Below are 1,413 nucleotides of genomic sequence, written 5' to 3'. Positions count from 1 at the left end.
TAGATTATTCCCTCAGCATCGAGCCCTCCATCAAGCAACTGGAACTTCAAAATGGATAGCAAGCAGATTTTTGAACATTGGTCCAATTGGGCAGAGACCTATGGTACGAATCTGCGCGCCACAACAAAGACAGGAACCGCCAAGTTACTGGAACTCGATGCACTTGCTCGTCGTTTAGGCTTACTAAATACGACTGAGAGTGCTGATATTCTTGAGGTCGGCTGCGGCAATGGCATAAATTGCATTTCATTATCGAAGCAATTTTTGAATTTTAATTTTGATGGCATCGACTACATTGATAAAATGGTTTCTGCGGCTCAAGATAATCTAAATGAAACCCAAGATACTTCCGATAGGATTCGTTTTTTCCAAGGGAATGTTCTGGAAATTAAGACACATCCGGCACTAAAAAAAGAATATGATCTTATTTTCACAAATCGTTGCCTCATAAATTTGAATAGTCCTGAACTTCAACAACAGGCGATTACAGCCATAGCTTCGATGATTAAGCCTGGCGGGTATCTTGTTATGATTGAAAATTCGCAAACGACCTATGCCGAACAAAATAAGTGCCGTGAAGCCCTTGGACTTACGCCGAGAACCCCCGCTGAGTTCAATTTATTTTTTGATGAGACCTTGATCCGAGCCCATCTTCCCAGCGCGGGACTTTCATTGTTAGAGACTGAAGATTTTTCGAGCTTGCATGATATTATTCTGTATGCGCTCGTGCCTGCCATCAATGACGGTAAAATCGACTACGATCACCCCATCGTTCATGCCGCGACTCAACTGAGTCGCACGCTGGCAGCAACCCATCCGGGAGCTTTTGGCCCCTTTGGACAGAATAGATTATTCCACTGTCAAAAACTTTCATAGAAACGCGACGCGAACCTACTGAATGAGAGTGATACTGTGGAAAACTATAACTCAGGTATCTTTATTGACCTGGATGGGACTCTTGCGAATAGCCTGATGGTTATGCGCAATGTTTACGAAGAATTCCTGCGAAGTTTTGATCGGTCAGGCTCAGATGAAGAGTTTAATCGCCTAAATGGTCCTCCCTTAGCGGTTGTTGTGGCTGACTTAGCCCAGACACACGCCCTGGGGGAGGATATTGAGAGCCTGTTGAGGCAGTATTGGCAGCGCATCGAAGCCGCCTATGAAACGGTGGAGCCCAATCCTGGCGCACTCACTCTTTTAAAGGTCGCCACTGAGTGCAACCTTAAGATCGGTATCGTGACTTCCAATATGTCTTACCTCGCGGCGGCTTGGGTAAATCGATTAAATATTGAGAGTAATATCGATATTATTATCGGCGGAGATACCGTCAACCTCGGAAAACCTCATCCCGAGCCCTATTTAAGCGCTTTGCAGCAAACTCGCTGCTTGGCATCGCGGTCCTTCGCCGTGGAA

The 1,413-nt window shown here is 45.6% G+C and carries 2 protein-coding genes; both read left to right on the top strand.

Annotated elements, in window-relative coordinates; genetic code table 11:
- Window positions 1-51: 51 nt before the first annotated feature.
- Window positions 52-876 carry a class I SAM-dependent methyltransferase gene (locus tag VZ95_RS23570; protein ID WP_084627967.1) on the top strand — a complete coding sequence of 275 codons (825 nt, stop codon included), beginning with the start codon at window positions 52-54 and terminating at the stop codon, window positions 874-876.
- Between the two features lie 36 nt (window positions 877-912).
- The coding region (locus tag VZ95_RS20480) for an HAD family hydrolase (RefSeq protein ID WP_045777504.1) at window positions 913-1,413 on the top strand (501 nt) is incomplete at its 3' end.

Origin of the sequence: Elstera litoralis (assembly GCF_000963705.1) — a bacterium.
Classification (GTDB): Bacteria; Pseudomonadota; Alphaproteobacteria; order Elsterales; family Elsteraceae; genus Elstera; species Elstera litoralis.
The sequence above is the reverse complement of the archived record's forward strand: the minus strand, read 5'-3'. Positions and strand labels throughout refer to the sequence as shown.